We start from the raw sequence: 18,961 nt of genomic DNA, 5'->3' as shown, positions 1-18,961 counted from the left end.
GCGCATGCGCGGAAAGGAGGTAATCATGCGTCAGCCGCATGAAAACATTCTTCGCCCTTCTGATCATGTGTTTGATGTCATCGTGCATGATGCCGTTTCTGCCGGTGGGGCCGCAGAATCCCGAGGCAGATGTGGCGGTGCCGATGCAGCTGCGGGCGGGAACGCCGCACATCATGGCCAGCATCAACGGCCAGCGCCCCATTTCTCTGCTCCTGGACACTGGCGCCACGCTGAGCGTCTTCGAGCCTGATGTGGCCACGGACTGCGGTCTCCTTCCCTCCGGCGGGCGCAGGCTGCAGATTCGCGGCGTTCATGGTACCGCAGGAGCCAGCCAGGCGGTGATGAGCACCATGGATCTCGGCCAATGGCACGCTACGAACGTGCGGTGCCTGGTGCGTGGCATTTCCAGCTTTCGGCCCAATGGGCTGGGCAGCGCCATCCTCGGCATGGATCACTTGCGCCGGCACTGCAGCTTTCTGACCATCGACTACCAGCGCAACACGGTGGAGCTGGGATTCTCTAATACGTTTCAGCCCACCCGGGGTGTGGTGACGCGTACGCCCTTGCGCTGGGTGAACGGCATGCCCGTCATCCGGGTCAGCTCCGGCGGCATCTCCTGGGACGCGGTGGTGGATTCGGGTTCGACCTGGGGCATCGTGATCGATCAAAGCACTGCCGCCCGTCTGGGCCATGCGCACGATGGCATGGGCATGGGCGAAGGTTTGATCTTGAGCGGCGTCGGCGGCAGCGTGCGGGCGGATCAGGTGGGTGCGCGCACGATCCAAGTTCCTGCGGCCACACTGTGCGGGGAGACTCATCCGGGAGCCACCCTGTATGTCATGCCCGGCCCAAAGCGCATCGGTTCACGGTTCTGGCAGGGCACGCGATTGACGGTGGATTTTCGCAGCAATGCACTCTGGCTTGAGCGGTGAGTCCGCAACTCTTGTGAGCGCTGCTGGTTGACAGTGGTAATCCCCCAACGGAAGGCTTGCGTATCATGAATGGTCTGCATTTCACCATCATCCTAAGAATGGCGCTGACGACCGGTGCCATGGCCTGTTTCACCGGATGTGCCGATTCGTTTGCGGTGAAAAGAGAGGCGGTGCCAGAGACGGTGCAGAAGCAGTTGCAGGCGCAGGCGATCTCAGCCTCCGAACTCAAGCCGACGAGCAAAGGCAGCTTCAACATACGAACGAACAGCGTTCCGCCGCCTGAGGGTGTGGTCAAGGTGCCCATGTATTATGAGCGAGGCATCCCCTACCTCAAAGTCAGCCTCAATGGCCACAAACCAACAAAGTACATGCTCGACACCGGGGCGGCCATGAGCGTGTTCGATGCTGAACAAGCGGTGGAGTACGGCATGCGCACGGTGCCGCAGGTTCGGCCCACCATGGCTGGGGTGCTGGAAAACGTACCAGGCATGGCAGCCATCATCCCGACGCTGGAAATCGGCTCCTGGCGTCTGGAAAACCTGCCCTGCATCGTCCGCATGCAGCGCACGACTCTGGGTGCGGGCATTCTCAAGGAGCATCTTGGGGTCTCTCTGCTGGGCGTGAACATGCTGGCCAGGAACTGCAAGTATGCGACGCTCGACTTTTTGAAGGAGGAGTTTGAGTTTGGCATTACCCGCAGTTTTCCAGGTCAGGTGCGCAAGCACATGCACAAGGCCAGCCTCAGCATGAAGCACGGCGTGCCGACGACGCTTCTCAAATGCCGCAAACTTTCCTGGGAGGCCGTGGTCGACTCAGGTTCTGTTTTCGGTGTACAGCTGGACCGCCGTGTCGCCGAGGTGCTGGGCTACAGGAATGGCGGCTGGGACGTGGGCGGAAACTACCTGATCACGGGCGTTGGTGGCGCGCAGACTCCCAAGGAGGCAAATGTGCGCGTGCTGGAGTTCAAGGCGCTCGGGCTGTTCGGATCTTATTACCCCTTTGCTCAGGTGGATGTGATGCCAGGGCCGTCACGTCTCGGTACGTATCTGCTGGAGGATTACCGCGTGACTCTGGATTTTGAGCACAATGTGCTCTGGGTCGAGTGGGGTTGAACACCAGAGGCGGGAAAAACGCGCTCCAGCAGCTTTTTTTGCGACAGAATCGCAATAGACAAGCCTTGCATACAAAAGTTCAAAAAAATTACAGATGACGGTTGCAAACCTGCTCACGTCTCCCTATTCTGGACTTCCTTGTGAAATTTTTCACAAGCTCATCTGCCGACACTTTCTATGGGTAACTTTTTTCCGCGTTGGACCAACTGGCTGCCGCTCAAGCTCGCCATTGCCGTCGTGTTCATTGCCTTCGGCGTGAGTGTCGGCATTGCCTACTACTTCACACCGAAATACACTCGCGTAGGTTATGAACCGACGCAGCCGGTGCCATTTTCACACAAGATTCATGCAGGACAGCTCGCGCTCGATTGCCGGTATTGTCACAGCTTCGTGGAGACCTCCAGTCACTCGAACGTGCCGACTAACCAGACCTGCTTCAACTGCCATGGCCCGGGCAAAGGCAACATCCGCAGCAATTCTCCCAAGCTGGAGATGGTGATCAAGGCCAACGAAACCGGCAAGTCGATCCCATGGGTCAAGGTTCACAAGGCGCCTGACTACGTTTACTTCAATCACAGCGCGCATCTCAACCGCGGCATCTCCTGCGTTTCCTGCCATGGCAAGATCAACGAAATGGAAGTTGTCCGCCACGATCAGTCGCAGTCCATGGGCTGGTGCCTTGACTGCCACCGCAATCCTGAGAAGAACCTCCGCCCTCTCGAGTTCGTCACCAAGCTGGACTACCAGCCCAGCGACCTGAAGCGCAACGAGTTTTACAAGACTCTTATCGACAAGAAGGTTCCAGCAGCCGAGATCGCCACCACCATCGGCGGTGAAGGTGCCAAAGCTGACAATCTTGAACAGATCGTCGCTCTCGCGGAGAAAACCTACGGTAAAAACGTGACCCAGACTGAAGTGGGCACCCAGATCAAGAAGCACTGGCAGATTCAGCCGCCGGAATCCTGCACCACCTGCCATCGCTAACCCCCGCGCCCCTTTTACTGACACATGAAACGTATTTGGAAGCATCCTGAGGAGCCGCAGAACGCCAAGCGCTATTGGCGCAGTGTCGCCGAATTGGACCGTCGTGAAGATTTCTTGAAAAATCTGGGCCAGGAATTCCCTGCGGGAGACAGCCTGAACGACGAAGAGCGTGAGAACAGCCGTCGTGAATTTTTGAAGATCATGGGTGCCAGCGTGGGCATGATGGGTCTGGCCAGCTGCCGCCGTCCCCTCGTCAATATCCTGCCTTACACCCAGCACGTCGAATGGATGGTGCCGGGCAAGTCGCTCCTGTACGCAACCACGATGCCCCAAAACGGTGGTGCTGTGCCTCTGGTGGTCACCACGCATGAAGGTCGTCCAACGCACCTTGCTGGCAATCCGCTTCACCCGCTGGGTGGAGGGCTTAACAGCTTTGCACAGGCCTCCGTGCTGGATCTGTACGATCCTGAGCGCTCCCAGAAGCCGATGGGCGCTGGCAAAGAACTTTCCTGGGCCAAGGCGAACGAACTGCTCGCCGCAGCCATTGATGAAGCGAAAAAGTCCTCGGGTGCCAGCCTTGGCATCGTGATGGGCGGCTCGACTTCCCCGACCTACCAGCGCCTGCTGGGCGAGGTGAAGGCCGCCTTCCCGCAGATCAAACTGTTCCAATACGAAGCCGTGGGTGGCGAAGGCCAGGCCGCTGCCAACAAGGAAGTGCTGGGCGCCGATGTGAAGCCCTTCGTGAAGCTCGGCTCCGCGATGCGCATTTTCTCTCTGGACTGCGACTTCCTCGGGGTGGACCCCGTGGCAGGCGAGCCTATCTCTGCTTTCACCAAGCATCGTGCCAAGACGAAGGAAACGACCGAAGCGGAAATGAACCGCCTCTACGTCCTGGAAAATCGTTACACGCTGACCGGCGGCATGGCCGATCATCGCAAGCCGATCGCGGCAAGTCTCATCCCTGTGGCTGCAGCTGTGATCGCCGCCCAGCTGGGAGACGCCTCCGCCAAGGCTTTGGCCGACACCGCGCCAGCCAGCCTCAAAGAGTGGATCGCACCTGCAGTGCGTGATTTGATCGACAACAAAGGCAAGGCCGTCGTCCTCGCCGGTTCCCGCTACGGCGCGGAAGTGCATGCGCTGGTCGCTTCGATCAACAACGCCCTTGGCGCTTACGGCTCGACCATTGATCTGCTGCAAGGCGCTCCTTCCCCTGAACTCGGCACCTTCGCCGATCTTCAGACCGCCATTGCCGGCGGTCAGGTCAAGACCCTCCTTTCGCTGACTCCTTCCAGCCTCTACTACGACGCCCCAGACGCTACCGCACTGGCCAAACTCGTGGCAGACAAGGGAGTGAAGCTCATTCACGTCGGCACGCAGAAAAACGTCACTTCTCGTCAGGCTGCGCTGCACATCCCGGCTGCTCATTACCTTGAGGTTTGGGGTGATGTCCGTGCTGCTGATGGCACCTACTCGATCGTCCAGCCGATGATCGCTCCTCTCTATGACGGTGCAAGCCGTGTGGAAGTTCTCCTTGCGCTGCTTGGCCGCAAAAAGCTGGGTCCGGTCGAAGCTGCTGCGCCAGCCGCTGCCGGTGCCGCACCTGCTGCCCCCGCCGAAGACGCCGCCTATACCGCCGTGCGCGATACCTTCGCCACCGTTGCTGGCAGCCTCGACGAAAAGAAATGGAATTTCACCCTGCGTGACGGCTTCCTCAAAGGCTCCGCTTACGCCAAGGCTACGAAGGCTCCGAATGTCGCCGCCGTTGCTGGCATCCTTGCCAAGGCTGCGCCTGTCGTCGCTCCGACGGACGATGCGCTCGAAGTCGTCCTCGTCGCCGACTCCAGCGTCTATGACGGCCGCTACGTCAACAACGCCTGGCTTCAGGAAGCTCCGGATCCAGTCACGAAACTCACCTGGGAAAACGCGGCTTGGATTGGCTCCGTCACCTTCCGCCGTCTGGGCCTCAAGGAAGGCCAGCACGTCAAAATTACCGTTGGTGATATTTCGATCGAAATCCCCGCCATCGAAGCTCCCGGGCATGTCTCCAATTCCATCACACTGCCTCTCGGCTACGGCCAGATCGGTGTCGGCATGGTCAGTGGCGACCGCGGCGTGAACGCTTACGTTCTGCGCACGAAGCCCGGCACGTTCGTCCTGAGCGGTGCCAAGATCGAAGTGCTCCCCACCATCGCTGAACTGGCGATCACGCAGAGCCAGAACACCATGGAAGGCCGTGCGGTCTACCGTGAAGGTACCCTCGACACCTTCAACAAAGATGTGGCCTTCGCGCAGAAGACCGGCATGGACAGCCACATCCCGGAAAACATCTCCTTCTACAAAGGCCAGGTCGGAGTGAAATCCGAAGAGAACCCGGACGGCTTCGACTACGAGAAGCAGCACCAGTGGGGCATGTCCATCGATCTGAGCAAGTGCATTGGTTGCACGGCTTGCCTCGTCGCCTGCCAGAGCGAAAACAACATTCCAGTCGTCGGCAAAGATCAGGTCCGCAAAGGACGTGTGATGCAGTGGATCCGCATGGATCGCTACTTCGCCGTGCCAAAGTGGGGCACACACAAGAACGAAGATGGTTCTGTGGGTGTGGATCAGGAAAGCACCTGGGCCGAAGACAACGCCACGCCTGAGCAGCTCGAGAACGCCGAAATGGTGCACCAGCCGCTGGCCTGCCAGCAGTGCGAATCCGCTCCGTGCGAGACCGTCTGCCCGGTGAACGCCACCGTCCATACGCCAGATGGCCTCAACGCCATGGCTTACAACCGCTGCATCGGCACCCGCTACTGCGCGAACAACTGCCCTTACACCGCCCGCCGCTTCAACTGGTTCGACTACAACAAGCGCAATCCGCTGATCGACACCACCGTGCTCGGCATGAAAGTCGGCAATCTTTACGCCGGCCCTCTGGGTGAGAAGCGTGAGGACGAAAGCATCCGCCTTCAGCGCAATCCGAACGTCACCGTCCGTATGCGTGGTGTTATCGAGAAGTGCACCTACTGCGTGCAGCGCCTCGAATCCGCCAAGATCCTGCAGAAGCAGGTCCAGCGCGACTCCAAGGACTTCCGCGTGCCGACCGACACCGTCAAAACCGCCTGCCAGCAGTCCTGCCCGGCAGAAGCGATCGTCTTCGGGGACTTGGCCGACAGAAACAGCGCCATCGTCCAGATCAAGGGCTACGAAGATCTCAAGGATCCAACGAAGAGCATCCCGGAATCGCCCCGCAACTACCAGCTGCTCAAGTACATCGGCACCCGCCCTCGCACGAGCTACCTCGCCCGTCTGCGCAATCCGAACAAGAACATGCCCGGCGCAGAGAACATCGCCGTGTGGAGCAACAATCAATACTAACCCGGACACATGGACGCCTCCGCTACAGCATCTAACACCCCGCGCATTCTCGACCGCGAGCCGCTGGTGTTGAACAACCGCTCCTATTCGTGGATCACGAACCGCATCTGCGGCATCGTGGAAAACAAGCAGCCCGCCCTCTGGTGGATCCTGTTTGTGCCTTCCGTGTTGCTCACCGGACTGATGGTCTTCTGCTTTACCTACCTCATCTCCACCGGCGTCGGTGTCTGGGGTCAGAAGCAGCCGGTCGCCTGGGCTTGGGACATCACCAACTTCGTGTTCTGGATCGGTATCGGTCATGCCGGTACGCTCATTTCCGCCATCTTGTTCCTCACCCGCCAAAAGTGGCGTACGTCAGTGAACCGTGCTGCGGAAGCCATGACGATCTTCGCCGTGATGTGCGCCGGTTTGTTCCCGGCCTTCCACGTCGGTCGTGTCTGGATGGTCTGGTTCCTCGCGCCGATCCCGAACGCCAACGCCATCTGGCAAAACTTCAAGTCCCCTCTGCTCTGGGACGTGTTCGCCGTTTCGACCTACTTCAGCGTGTCTGCCGTGTTCTGGTTCCTGGGTCTCGTGCCCGACCTTGCCACGCTGCGTGACCGTTGCCGCCCCGGCTTGAAGAAGTTCCTCTACGGCCTGTTCGCCCTCGGCTGGCGCGGTGGCAACCGCCATTGGAGCCACTATGAGACCGCCTACATGCTTCTGGCAGCTCTCTCCACACCGCTGGTGCTCTCCGTGCACTCCGTCGTGTCCTTCGACTTCGCCACCTCCATCGTTCCCGGCTGGCACACCACCATCTTCCCTCCCTACTTCGTCGCAGGCGCCATCTTCGGTGGTTTCGCGATGGTGCTGACCCTGATGCTTCCTGTCCGCCGCATCTACGGCCTGGATGACCTCATCACGGCCAAGCACGTGGACAACATGGCCAAGATCATCCTGCTCACGGGCACGATCGTCGGTTACGCCTACTGCATGGAGCTCTTCGTGGCCTACTACAGCGCCAATCCGTATGAAGCCGCCGCTTTCACGCTGCGTGGTCTCACCGGTCCTTCCACCTGGGCCTACTACTGGATGTTCAGTTGCAACGTGTTTGCCCCTCAGCTCTTCTGGAGCCGCTGGTGCCGTCACAATGTGTGGGTCGTCATGATCGTCTGCATGTTCGTGAACGCCGGCATGTGGTTCGAACGCTACGTCATCATCGCCACCACGCTTGAGCGTCACATGACGCCGGGCTCCTGGGGCGTCTATCAGGCCACCTGGGTCGATAAGTACACCTTCCTCGGCACCTTCGGCTTCTTCATGATGCTGTTCCTGCTGTTCCTGCGCTTCCTGCCTGTCATCGCCATCGGTGAAGTCAAAGGCGTCTGCCCTCAGTCGAACCCGCACCAGGACGACCATGGTGAGAAGGGCATCCAGGAGGAAGACCTCATGGACTATCCTGACCGTCACGTCGCCAAACCCGTTGCCGCTTAACATTTTAACTGAACCCTGACTGTGAGCACCACCCTCAAACGAGTCCACGGCTACCTCGCTGAATTTGACAGCGTGAAGGATCTCTACCATGCCGCCGAGCATGTGCGCGATGCCGGCTACCAGCGCTGGGACGTGCATTCGCCCTTCCCTATCCATGGCATGGATGATGCGATGGGCAACCCACGCTCCAAGCTGCCCATGTTCGTCTTCTGCGGTGGCATCACCGGAACCACGGTCGCCTTCACTCTGGAAACGATCACTCAGACCAATTTCTGGAGCAGCATCGGCCTCGGCTTCCTGCAAAAGATCGTCGAAACCTACCCCACTGTTGTGCAGGGCAAGCCCACCGACATCTGGACCATTCCGGCCTTCTTCCCCGTGATGTTTGAGCTGACGATTCTGTTCAGCGCCTTCACCACTCTGTTCGGCCTGCTGGCGCTCATCGGCCTGCCACGCTGGAATCATCCTCTCTTCGTTTCCAAGAATTTCAGCAAGTTCTCGGACGACGGTTTCTTCGTCTGCATCGAAGCGCGCGATCCTAAATTCTCCCAGGAAGGCACCAAGAGTCTTCTCGAAAAAGTCGGCGGCAAGAACATCGAACTCGTGGAGGACGAAATCTAAGCCTCGCTTACCCGCACCATGAAGTACTTCTTTCTCAGCTATCTTTTCGTCATCGCGATCGTCGTGAGCGCGTTTGGTTTCCGTGGCAGCAAATCCGAACTGCCGCCGCTCGAAATCATCCCGGACATGGACCATCAGGCCAAGGTGAAATACCAGGTCGGCACAGAATTCTTTGCGGATGGCCGTGGCGCCCGCCTGCCGGTCAAAGGCACCCTGCCAATGGGTTTCGAAATCCCCGCAGTGCCTGCGGTTGATGCAGTCGGTCCTAAGGCCAAGCCTGCCCGCGTCGCTTTCACCAGCGGTCTGGGTTACTATGACACCGGCAAAGTCGGCGACTTCTACGGCGACGGTCTGCCGGAAGAAATCACCAGCGATCCCTCTGTCTTCAATGCGGAGTTCATCAAGCGCGGCGAGCAGCGCTACAACATCAACTGCGCCATCTGCCACGGTACCTCCGGCAACGGCAAGGGTGTGACCTCCAAATACGGCATCCTCACCGCCTTCAACTTTCAGCAGCCTGGCAATCTGGATGCTGCCAATGCCGCCGCCTACCGTGCGGATGGTGCCATCTTTGATGTCATCACCAACGGCAAAGGCCTCATGGGCAGCTACGGCGGCAACATCACTTTGCGCGACCGCTGGGCCATTGTGGCCTACATCCGCTCTCTGCAAATCGCCGCTAAAGAGTCTGGCGTCACCCTTCCCCTCCAGTAACGGCACGATCACGCGAATCCCGGCATGAGTCACCACGTCACATTTAACGATCTGCCCCAGGGCGGAGAAAAATTCGAAACAGCCAAGGGCGGCAAGCTTATCAACACGCTCGGCTTCTTGGGCGGGCTCGGTTTCCTGGCTTCCCTTTGGTTCTTCTTCACGAAAACGGACACCTTTGCCTACTCCTGGCTGTTCGCCGTCTTCTTCTGCTTCACCTTCGTGGTGGGAGGCTGCTTTTGGATCCTCCTCCACAGCGCCTCCAATTCAAGCTGGGGTGTTGCCGTGCGCCGCATCTGGGAAAATTTGGCCAACATGGTGGTCCCTCTGGCCATTCTTGCCTCTCCCCTTCTGATCACTGCGGTCAACAAGCCGCTCTATGAGTGGATGGGCCACCATCGCACCGCTGCGGAACATGCCGCCCATGCCGCTCATCCAACGACCGTAAAGCAGGCGCTGCATCACATGGCCGTGGAAAATCCCCATCTGCATGTGCTTGTGACCAAGTTCGGTTACATGAACCTCAACACCTGGTTCTCCTGGTACACCCGCTTTGCACTCTACTTCCTTATCCTCTGGTTCATTGCCCGCACCCTGCGTGGTAAATCACTCCAGCAGGAGCAGGACGGCGACATCAAGCACACCATCTGGTCCCGTCAGTTCTCTTGCATCGTCCTTCTACCTTTCGCCCTGACCGTCACTTTTGCCGCCTTCGACTGGCTCGTCGGTCTGGACTACAACTGGTTTTCCACCATGTGGGGCGTGTACATCTTTGCGGGCTGTGCGTGGGCCTCCATGGCGCTGTCGATTCTGGTCGTCACCTGGCTGCGCAGCCTGGGCTACCTGCAGAAGGTCGTCACAGATGAGCACTACCATCTCATGGGCAAGCTCCTCTTCGCCTTCACGGTGTTCTGGGCCTACATTTCCTTCAGCCAGTATTTCCTGATCTGGTACGCCAACATCACGGAAGAAACCCGCTTCTACCTCATCCGTAACACGGAAGGCTGGCAGGCTGTTTCCATCTTCATTCTCCTCGGGCATTTCATCGTTCCCTTCCTTTTCCTGCTCTCCCAGCAGCGCAAAAAGAACCCCGTGGTGATCAGCCTTGGCTGTATCTGGATCCTCTTCATGCACGTGGTGGACATCTATTGGAATGTCATCCCTGAGCGTGGCCCGTCCCTTGGCCTCGGCGTTCTGGCTCCGTATGCCTGGGTGCAGGACATCGCAGCTTTCTGCGCCGTCTTTGGCATCATGGGCTTCCTCTACCTCCGTGGCCTGGCCAAATACAGCCTGTATCCATGGCGTGATCCGCGCCTCCTTGAGTCCGTGAACGTCATCAACTGATTCCCCGATTTTCCATGTCGCAGCCCGATCAACCTAAAAAAGCCGGTGCCACCTTTGTGTGGGTGCTCGGAGCCTTCGCAGGCTTCGCCGTGCTCTTCATCCTCATCCAGTCCATCACTGATTCGAAGCAGGGCTTTGACCCGCGCGAACAGGAGCGCCGCGACTACACCGCTGAGATCCTCAAGGCGCAGTCTGAAAACATCGCCAAGCTTGGCCTGAACGACGAGGCCAAGAAGAACGCGGTCTTTACGAAGACGCTCGCTGCACTCAGCGCCAAGAAGCCCGCCGTCAGCACTCAGGTTGTCCCGGGATCACCCACCCAGCTCAAACAGGCCGCTGCTGCAACTCCTGCACCGGCTGCTGCCGCTCCCGCAGCTCCAGCCCCAGCACCTGCTGCTCCATCAAACCCTGCGCCTCCGATTCCCACCACGTTTGTTCCTTCGGTCCCCGCAGCTCCTGCTGGCTCCGCACCTCCGATCCCCGCCGTACCCGCAGCCCCTGCACCAGCCCCTGCCGCACCCGCTTCGCCCAAGTAAGTCATGCAGACCACTCCCGCCACCCCTGACACGGACCTTCAGGCCGACAATCTTCGCCGCGCGGCGATCGACAAGTCGGTGAAAGGACCTGTGCTCTTCCTCTTCACCAATGGAGCCTTCTGGCTCATGCTCTCCACGCTGCTCGGCGTTCTCGCCGCGATCAAGCTGGTGGAACCTGAGTTTCTGGGAGACTGCCCGTACATCACTTATGGCCGCCTGCAGCCTGCACACATCAATGCGCTCGTCTATGGTTGGGGCATTCAGGCCGCTTTGGGCGTGATGCTGTGGATCATGGCACGCCGCTCCGGTCAGGAACTGAAGGGTGGCAAGACCCTCCTCATCACCGCCGGCGTGTTCTGGAACATCACCATCACCTTCGGCATCCTCGCCATCCTCATGGGCAAGAGCACCTCGATCGAGTGGCTTGAAATGCCGAAGTTCGTCTGGCCCGTGCTGCTGGCCTGCTTCCTTTGCTATGCCTGGCCCATCGCCCGCATGTTTGGCCGCGCCTTCCGTCCCGAAGGCTTCATGGTCAGCACCTGGTACATCCTCGGCGCCTGCTTCTGGTTCCCATGGATCTTCATCACCGCCAACGTCGCCCTCCATTGCCTGCCAGGCCTGGGTGCCATCGGCGCTGGCATCGATGCTTGGTACATCCACGCGGTGATCCTGCTCTTCTTCGTCCCTGTGGGTGTCGGCTCGGCTTATTACTTCATTCCAAAAATCACCGGACAGCCTATTGCTTCGGCACAGCTGGCATCTGCTGGTTTCTGGAGCCTCGCCATCCTTGGCGGTTGGACCGGCATGCAGAAATACATGGGTGGCCCTCTGCCAGCCTGGATGTCCTCGGTCGGTGCCTGCGCTGGCGTGCTCTTGCTGATTCCAGTGGGTCTTGTGGGTCTCAATCACCACCTCACCACCCTCGGCAAGCACAGCTCCGTGGCCGCCAGCCCAACCCTCCGCTTCATCTTCTTCGGAGCCCTGTTCTATCCTGTGTCCGGTCTGGTTCTTGCCCTGAATTCCGCCTTCTGGACCGGTGCCAACCTGCAGTTCACCCAGTCATGGTATTCGTTCCAGGTGGTCAGCTTGTACGGCTTCTTCAGCATGTGCGTGTTTGGTGCCATCTACTACATTGTGCCTCGCCTCTCCGGTTGTGAATGGCTCAGCGTCCGCCTGATCCGCAATCACTTCTGGTTCTCGGTCTACGGCATCGGCACCATCGTCATCATGAGCCTCGTGGCCGGCTGGCAGCAGGGCGCAGATCTGAACGATCCTGAGCATTGGGACCAGACCTTCATGAATCACGTGATCAATTCCCGCCCTTACGTGGTCTCACGTGCGGTGGCCTGGGGCCTCATCAGCTTCTCCAACTTCATGTTCCTTCTTCACCTTCTGCTCATGGTCGCAGGCCTGGGTCGCCGCAGTTCGGCACCTACCCTGCTTGAACACGACCATGGCGATCAAGCTCTTCCCCACGAAGCCCACGCATGATGAACTTCCGCACATTCATTCTCGGTCTCGCCGCCTCTTTCGGGCTGCCATGGCTGTGTCTCATCGTTCTTCCGGCGATGCAGTACGAACAGCTTACCCCTGTCGCTTATGACAAGGACAAGGACGGCGTTGAAGGATTCTTCCCACCTGCCCCCGTCAATGGCCAGGGCCAGCTCGTTTACATCCGTGAAGGCTGCAATCAGTGCCACACGCAGATGATTCGTCCGGTTCAGCTCGGCCTGGATGGCTGGTACAAAGGCTGGGGTCAGGATCAGGAAGCCCGCCCCACCACTCCGGCTCGTTCCAATGTTCTGGGTGACTACCTCGGTGAGAAATACGCCTTGCTCGGCATCCAGCGTGTCGGACCTGACCTCGCCAACTACGGCTGGCGTGCCCCATCGGCCGCCGCTCTTTACCAGCATCTCTACTCACCACGCTCCATCCACGATTGGAGCACGATGCCCGCCTACACCGGTCTCTTCACCGTGCAGAAAATTCAAGGCCCCGTCTCCGAACGTGCCGTGAAGCTGCCGAAGAAGTTTGCACCGCCTGCCGGTTACGAAGTCGTCCCGACGAAGGAAGCCGAACGCCTCGTCGAATACCTTCTCTCCCTGAAAAAGGATTATCCCGTCCCCGGACAGAGCGCAGCCGTCGCTGCCTCTCCTGCCAAAAAGTAGCCCCCTCTCGCGACCCGCACGCCCCCATGAGCGCACCCGCCCATCCAGACAGCACCGATCTTGATCGCCTTCACTCCGCCGTGAAGCGCGAGAAGGAAGATCTCGCTCCCGAAAGCCAGCCCGCTCCCCTGTGGGCGATGTTTTTGCTCATGCTCGTTGCCATCATCGCCGGTGGCCAGCTTGGCCCGATGACCGGCGGCTGGAGCTTCAACGTCAGCAATCCTTTTGCCGCCGCTGGTGGCGGTGACCCACGCCCGGGCGGAGCCGGAGCCGGAGCTGCTCTTGATCCTTTCGCCTTGGCCATGAAAAAAGGTGCCAGCGGTTATTCCGTCTGCGGTGGTTGCCATCAGGGCAATGGCGGCGGTCTTCCCGGCCAGTTCCCTCCTCTCGCCAAGTCTGAGTACGTCCTCGGTGGTACCGAGCGTCTGATCCGCATCGTGCAGCACGGCCTCACCGGCCCCGTCACCGTGAACGGCCAGGGTTTCAACACCCCCGGCGGCATGCAGCCCTTCGGCGCGGCCATGTCCTCTCAGGACCTTGCCAACGTGCTGACTTTCGTTCGTAACTCCTGGGGCAATGAAGGCTCCATGATCACCAAGGAAATGGTGCAGAAGGTGCGCGATGAAGAAAAACGCACTTCCCAGTGGACTGTCACCGAGCTGGAGCCTTTCGCCAAAAAGAATGTCCCAGGTGACATCCCCGCCGGCCCTGGCGCTACTGCTGCCGCTGCACCTGCCGCCAAGTAATTTCAACTGCAATGACCCGTGTGAAGCAAACCGTCTCCCGCCAGGCACCTTGGGCTGCCTTCGGAGCCGTCATGCTGATCGCGAACGTGAGTTGCGGCAAGATGCCTGAAGCCGCCGCCGAGGTGAAGCTCGCTCCCGCTGTGGAGATCGCCGAAACCCCCAGCATCACCGGCAAGGTGACGCTCAAAGGTGCTGATGCTTCCGCACTGCGCAAAGTTGTCGATGTCGGTGGCAATCCCTTTTGCACCGGCCATGGCGACATCACTGATTCCACATGGAAAGTGGCTGCGGATGGCTCCCTCGCTGACACCGTGATCACCGTGCGTGGCAGCCAGCGCGCCAGCAACCTCTCCGCTGCTCCCTTGGTCGATCAGACGAAGTGCGAGTTCGTTCCGCACACCGTGTCCATCCAGGCCGGACAGGAAGTTCGCTTTCACAACAGTGACCTGACCTTTCACAACATCCGCATCGCTCGTTACGATGCCCAGGGCAAAGGTGCCAACATCGACAACTTCGGGCAGCCATCACGCGGCGACGAAAATGTGAAGACCTTCAACACTCCGGGCATCTACCGCCTTGAATGTGATGTGCACCGCTGGATGAACGCCTGGGTCTTTGTGCACGAAGGTGCGCACAGTGCAGTCTCCGGCACCGACGGTCGTTTCTCCATCTCCCGGGCGCTCACCGATGGCGAATACATCGTTGAAGCCTGGCATCCGCAGTTTTCGCAAAGCATCACCCACACCGTCACCGTCCGTGGCGGCAAGGCCACCGCTGATTTCGAGTTCGACTTCGCGAACGCCCACCCCCTCTGATCCCTTTTGACCCCCAGCCTATGAGCGCCGCCGCCACCACTCACGATCACGCCCACGACCATTCGCATGATGACCATGCACACGGGCATCATGAACAGAGCTTCGTCTGGAAGTACATCTTCTCCACGGATCACAAAACCATCGGTCTGCAGTATGGTCTCACCGGCCTGATCTTCCTTCTCTTTGGCTTCTTCCTCATGCTCCTCATGCGCTGGAGCATCGCCTATCCGGGCATCCCGGTGCCGGCGGTGGAGGTGATTCGGCACCTGCCCCTCATCGGAGACCTTTTTGAGCAGATGTTTGGCCGCTGGCTGAACGCCGACGGTTCGCTCAATGGTGAATTGTACAACATGCTCGGTGCCATGCACGGCACGGTCATGGTGTTCTTCGGCATCGTGCCACTTGGCTTCGCCGCCTTCGGCAACTTCGTCATGCCTCTCCAGATCGGCACCATCGACATGGCGTTCCCCCGCCTGAACATGATGAGCTACTGGTTCTTCTTCATTAGCTGCATTCTGATGATGTACAGCTTCTTCGTCGGCACCGGCCCGGTGCAGACCGGCTGGACGATGTATTCGCCCCTCGCCTCCACGACCAACATCGGCGTGACAAGCATCTGGAGCCACGGCCACATGTGGTGGCTCATGGCGATGGTGTTCAACATCTCCGCATCCCTCCTCGGCTCCGTCAATTTCATCGCCACCATCATCAACCTGCGCACCAAGGGCATGGCATGGATGAAGATGCCCTTCTTCTGCTGGGCGATGTTCGTCACCGCCTTCCTCCTCCTGCTTGCTTTCCCACCCCTCGAAGTGGCGGCCATCCTGCAGCTCTCTGACCGCGTGTTCGGCTCTTCCTTCTACCTGCCTACCGGCCTGATGGAAGGTGGCAAGCACCTCGACATTTCCGGTGGTGGCAGCCCGCTGCTCTATCAGCATCTCTTCTGGTTCCTCGCCCATCCTGAGGTGTACGTGCTCATTCTTCCTGCCTTCGCCATCCTGACCGACATCATTCCCTGCAATGCTCGTCGTCCGCTCTGGGGGTACAAGTCCATGGTGTATTCCGTGCTCACGCTCGGTTTCCTCAGCTTCCTCGTCTGGGCCCACCACATGTACCTCACCGGCATGGGCACCATGATGTCTACCTACTTCCAGATCACCACCGTTCTCATCTCGGTGCCGTCGGTGGTGCTGCTGACCTGCTTGATGGTGTCTCTCTGGGGCGGTTCCATCCGCTTCAACACGCAGATGCTTTTTGCCTCCGCCTTCCTGCCCATGTTCGGTATCGGTGGTCTCACGGGTCTGCCTCTGGCATTCTCGTTCATCGATCTCGCCTTGCACGACACCTATTACGTGATCGGCCATTTCCACTACGTTGTCGCGCCTGGAACAATCTTCGCCCTCTTCGCCGGCGTCTATCACTGGTTCCCGAAATTCACCGGCCGCTTCATGAACGACAAGCTCGGCAAACTGCACTTCTGGCCTTCGCTTCTCGGCATGAATCTCGTGTTCGCCCCCATGTTTGTTCAGGGCTTGGCCGGCTTCCACCGCCGCTGGTATGACGGCGGCAAGTACTTCGAGAACACCAGCGGCATGTCCCACTGGAGCACCTCCCTCACGCACAAGGTCGGCGCCTTCTTCGGCTTGGACATTCCTGACAACATGCTGTCCCTCAACATCGTGATGTCCGTCGGTGCCTTCATCCTCGCGCTTGGCCAGGTGCCCTTCATCATCAACTTCTGGTTCAGCCTCAAGGGCGGCAAAAAGGCCACCAGTGACAATCCATGGGACGCCACCACCATGGAATGGGCCACACCAACGCCTCCTCCGCACGGCAACTTCCTCTTTGATCCGGTCGCCCATCGTGGTCCCTACGAGTACAGCGTTCCTGGCCACGCCACCGACTTCTATCCGCAGTGGGAGTCCGAACCCGGCAAACCCGACCTCAAAGCCGTCGCTGAAAAAGCCCAGGCTCATCACTAAACCGCGAACTTCCAACCGCGCACCGCGACTACTTCAATGGACATCCCTTACACAGTTCACGCCCGTCCAGACACCGGTCTTTACAATGCCAAGATCGGTATCTGGCTCTTCCTTGCCTCGGAAGTCATGCTCTTCGGCGGCTTGTTCTCCGCCTACATCTTCCTTCGTGTCGGTGCCGACTATCCATGGCCGGTGCATGATCTGGATGTGACGCTCGGTTTCATCAACACCGTCGTGCTCATCGCCTCCTCCGTGACGGTCGTCATGGCCTGGGCCATGCTCAAGCTGCGCAAGTTTGGCTGGTACCGCATCAACATGGCCATCACCGTGATTTGCGCCGGGGTCTTCATGTTCAACAAGTCCCTTGAGTACAAGGCCAAGTTTGCCCACTACGCCGTGAAACTGACGGACGGCACGATGCTCACCGGCCATCTTCCTCATGGCTATCAGGTGAAGTTTGAGGGTGCCACGGAGTTCAATCTCTCCGTTCCGCTCAAGACAAGCGCCGTGACCGCTGATCCAATCGGCCACGTCCTCCCGTTCATTGAGGGCACGGCTCCGAAGTTCAAAACCGAAGGCGGTCAGGAAATCACCTTGGATGAAGCTTCGTTCAAGGCTCTCAGCGCAGAAGCCGTCAAAAAGGCGCAAGAAGCCAAAAAGGGCACGGCTTCCATCAAGCTCATCGCCACCGCCCCCATCAAGTTCGCGGTGAAGCCCTCCGAAATTTTTGCCTACACCGACACCACCATCACCTTCCGCGACGGCACCACCGCCACTGGCAAGCTGGCCGATGACAAGATGACCATCGAAGTCGACGGCGTCGATGCACGCGGTGTCGCCCAGTCGGAAAAGTCCCTCGCCTTTGATCACCGCTACTTGGGTGAAGCCTGGCAGAAAGCCTTCGTTGAGAACCGTGACCATCACATCACCAAGTTCGAGAAGGACTATCCAACCCGTGACAAGACCCGTTCGGCCACGCTGCAGAAAGAGTCCCTCTTCTTCAAACTGAATTCCGCTGAGCCTCCTGCCGCAGGTGCCGCCCATGGCGATGCACATGGTGCTGAAGCTCATGCTCCTGCCGGCGGTCACGGCGATGCCCACGCCCATCACCCCACGGTGGTGCTGGAAAAGAAGGACTTCACTTTCTTCTCCAACTTCACGCCAAAGCTGAACACCTACTACGCCATCTATTTCACACTCACCGGTCTGCACGGTCTGCACGTGATCGCCGGTGCGCTGGTGCTGCTCTACTTCCTTGCGTTTGACGGCAAGCGCCTGCGCCAGGATCCCGAACATCTCGCCAATCGCGTCGAAGTCGGCGGCCTTTTCTGGCACTTCGTCGATCTCGTGTGGATCTTCCTCTTCCCGCTGTTGTACCTCCTGTAATCCTTCAACTCTTTCACTGCCATGGCCGACAACATCGAAGCAATCCAGAAATCGATCAAATGGTACCTCATTATCGGAGGCATCCTGATCCTCGCCAGCGGAGCCACCGTGTGGCTCTCCTATGTGGAGCTGCCCACCCACAGCTTGAACATCCTCGTCGGCATGATTCTGGCGACGATCAAGGCCACGCTCGTGGCGCTGATCTTCATGCATCTCAATCATGAGCGCAGCATGATCTACAAGATTCTCCTCTTCACCGTGGTGCTGGCGGTCGTCCTTTTCGCGCTCTTCATCTTCTCCCACGAAGACCCTCTCCAGTTTAAAGGCTTCTACGCCCCTGTCGAACAGCAGTAGTTCCCCGCACCTCAGCCATGTCGCTCAAGCACTTCCACATCGTCTTTCTCGTCTTCGCCATCCTGTGCGATGCCGCGTTCTGGCTGTGGATGCATTTCATGCCTGAGGACGCCGCTGCCGCCGGTGCCGCACCCCTCAAAAACTACGCGGGTCTGCTCTGCCTGGCCCTTATGTTCTATGGCGTGTGGTATGTAATCAAAAAAATGCGCACCATCATCGTCTGAACCACATGATTCCCGCACTTCCATCTTCCGTTCTCGCCTGCGCCACCTGCATGGCCGACAAAGGCAGCCTTGTCGGACAGGCCCAGGGCTTCGCCATTCTTTTCATGCTGGGCATGCTCGCCTTCATGTTCATCTGCGCCGCCTGTTTCGTTTTTTCCTTTGTGCGCCGTCAGCGTGCGCATCAGGACCTCACCACCGCTTCCGCCTGAATTC

18 protein-coding genes are annotated in these 18,961 nt (G+C 59.1%); all 18 read left to right on the top strand.

The features are described from left to right. The first annotated feature begins 38 nt into the window (after positions 1-38). The gene (locus AC3RLQ_RS22245) at positions 39-932 is read left to right on the top strand and encodes an aspartyl protease family protein (protein WP_493030847.1); all 894 of its coding nucleotides are present in this window, start codon (positions 39-41) and stop codon (positions 930-932) included. A 65-nt stretch (positions 933-997) separates the two neighbouring features. Continuing rightward, positions 998-2,044 carry a retropepsin-like aspartic protease gene (locus tag AC3RLQ_RS22240; RefSeq protein ID WP_493030845.1) on the top strand — a complete coding sequence of 349 codons (1,047 nt, stop codon included), beginning with the start codon at positions 998-1,000 and terminating at the stop codon, positions 2,042-2,044. A gap of 177 nt (positions 2,045-2,221) precedes the next feature. Continuing rightward, positions 2,222-3,028 carry a cytochrome c3 family protein gene (locus AC3RLQ_RS22235; protein WP_422315770.1) on the top strand — a complete coding sequence of 269 codons (807 nt, stop codon included), beginning with the start codon at positions 2,222-2,224 and terminating at the stop codon, positions 3,026-3,028. A gap of 24 nt (positions 3,029-3,052) precedes the next feature. Further along, complete coding sequence (locus AC3RLQ_RS22230; protein WP_493030843.1) at positions 3,053-6,388, top strand: TAT-variant-translocated molybdopterin oxidoreductase; 3,336 nt, start codon at positions 3,053-3,055, stop codon at positions 6,386-6,388. A gap of 9 nt (positions 6,389-6,397) precedes the next feature. Further along, positions 6,398-7,861 carry an NrfD/PsrC family molybdoenzyme membrane anchor subunit gene (gene nrfD, locus AC3RLQ_RS22225; RefSeq protein WP_493030841.1) on the top strand — a complete coding sequence of 488 codons (1,464 nt, stop codon included), beginning with the start codon at positions 6,398-6,400 and terminating at the stop codon, positions 7,859-7,861. 21 nt (positions 7,862-7,882) lie between these two features. Further along, positions 7,883-8,482: a DUF3341 domain-containing protein gene (locus tag AC3RLQ_RS22220; RefSeq protein WP_493030840.1), complete on the top strand. Its 600-nt coding sequence runs from the start codon at positions 7,883-7,885 to the stop codon at positions 8,480-8,482. 18 nt (positions 8,483-8,500) lie between these two features. Next, complete coding sequence (locus AC3RLQ_RS22215) at positions 8,501-9,196, top strand: c-type cytochrome (protein ID WP_461524400.1); 696 nt, start codon at positions 8,501-8,503, stop codon at positions 9,194-9,196. 24 nt (positions 9,197-9,220) lie between these two features. Continuing rightward, positions 9,221-10,537 (top strand): hypothetical protein, encoded by a 1,317-nt coding sequence (locus tag AC3RLQ_RS22210; protein WP_493030838.1) that lies wholly within the window; start codon positions 9,221-9,223, stop codon positions 10,535-10,537. Between the two features lie 14 nt (positions 10,538-10,551). Then, positions 10,552-11,073 (top strand): hypothetical protein, encoded by a 522-nt coding sequence (locus AC3RLQ_RS22205; protein WP_493030837.1) that lies wholly within the window; start codon positions 10,552-10,554, stop codon positions 11,071-11,073. A 3-nt stretch (positions 11,074-11,076) separates the two neighbouring features. Further along, positions 11,077-12,564, top strand: coding sequence for a cbb3-type cytochrome c oxidase subunit I (locus tag AC3RLQ_RS22200; RefSeq protein WP_422315756.1), 1,488 nt, complete (start codon positions 11,077-11,079; stop codon positions 12,562-12,564). Next, positions 12,561-13,241: a cbb3-type cytochrome c oxidase subunit II gene (locus tag AC3RLQ_RS22195; protein WP_493030835.1), complete on the top strand. Its 681-nt coding sequence runs from the start codon at positions 12,561-12,563 to the stop codon at positions 13,239-13,241. The genes AC3RLQ_RS22200 and AC3RLQ_RS22195 overlap by 4 nt, the downstream gene beginning before the upstream one ends. A gap of 26 nt (positions 13,242-13,267) precedes the next feature. Continuing rightward, positions 13,268-13,987: a c-type cytochrome gene (locus AC3RLQ_RS22190; RefSeq protein WP_493030834.1), complete on the top strand. Its 720-nt coding sequence runs from the start codon at positions 13,268-13,270 to the stop codon at positions 13,985-13,987. A gap of 11 nt (positions 13,988-13,998) precedes the next feature. Further along, the gene (locus AC3RLQ_RS22185) at positions 13,999-14,802 is read left to right on the top strand and encodes a carboxypeptidase regulatory-like domain-containing protein (protein WP_493030833.1); all 804 of its coding nucleotides are present in this window, start codon (positions 13,999-14,001) and stop codon (positions 14,800-14,802) included. 20 nt (positions 14,803-14,822) lie between these two features. Continuing rightward, entirely contained in the window at positions 14,823-16,784 is a 1,962-nt protein-coding gene (locus AC3RLQ_RS22180; RefSeq protein ID WP_493030831.1) for a cytochrome c oxidase subunit I, read from the top strand. 36 nt (positions 16,785-16,820) lie between these two features. Then, a complete protein-coding gene (locus AC3RLQ_RS22175) occupies positions 16,821-18,170 on the top strand; it encodes a cytochrome c oxidase subunit 3 (RefSeq protein WP_493030830.1) in 1,350 nt (449 codons plus the stop codon). 21 nt (positions 18,171-18,191) lie between these two features. After that, positions 18,192-18,524 carry a cytochrome C oxidase subunit IV family protein gene (locus tag AC3RLQ_RS22170; RefSeq protein WP_422315744.1) on the top strand — a complete coding sequence of 111 codons (333 nt, stop codon included), beginning with the start codon at positions 18,192-18,194 and terminating at the stop codon, positions 18,522-18,524. A gap of 17 nt (positions 18,525-18,541) precedes the next feature. Continuing rightward, a complete protein-coding gene (locus tag AC3RLQ_RS22165) occupies positions 18,542-18,748 on the top strand; it encodes a hypothetical protein (protein ID WP_422315742.1) in 207 nt (68 codons plus the stop codon). A gap of 5 nt (positions 18,749-18,753) precedes the next feature. Next, the gene (locus AC3RLQ_RS22160; RefSeq protein ID WP_422315740.1) at positions 18,754-18,957 is read left to right on the top strand and encodes a hypothetical protein; all 204 of its coding nucleotides are present in this window, start codon (positions 18,754-18,756) and stop codon (positions 18,955-18,957) included. The last annotated feature ends 4 nt before the right edge of the window (positions 18,958-18,961 follow it).

The organism is Prosthecobacter sp. GW821-HT29F12 (genome assembly GCF_058803405.1).
Note: the sequence above shows the minus strand (reverse complement) of the source record. Positions and strands in the feature narration are given on the sequence as shown.